Below are 387 nucleotides of genomic sequence, written 5' to 3' on the forward strand. Positions count from 1 at the left end.
TAAATTAACGAGGTGCCTTATGTATAAAGATTATAACATGACTCAACTTACTCTACCAATGGAAACTTCAGTTAAAATTCCTCAAAATGATATTTCAAGATATGTTAATGACATAGTCGAAAGCATACCAGATAGAGAATTCGATGAATTCAAACATTATCGTGGTGCAACTTCTTATCATCCAAAAATGATGTTGAAAATCATTCTATATGCCTACACACAATCTGTATTCTCTGGCAGAAAAATAGAAAGATTGTTAAATGATAGTCTTCGCATGATGTGGCTATCTCAAAATCAAACACCTTCGTATAAAACAATTAATCGATTCAGAGTTAATCCTAAAACAGATGCCTTAATCGAATCTTTATTTATCCAATTTCATAGCCA

General features: G+C 31.3%; 1 protein-coding gene. It reads left to right on the forward strand.

Features of this window, described 5'->3' with window-relative positions:
• Positions 1-19: 19 nt before the first annotated feature.
• A partial coding sequence (locus CD113_RS11135) for a transposase (protein ID WP_142380908.1) occupies positions 20-387 on the forward strand: 368 nt, incomplete at its 3' end.

It is taken from the genome of Staphylococcus simiae, from assembly GCF_002902085.1.
In the GTDB taxonomy this organism is placed as follows: domain Bacteria; phylum Bacillota; class Bacilli; order Staphylococcales; family Staphylococcaceae; genus Staphylococcus; species Staphylococcus simiae.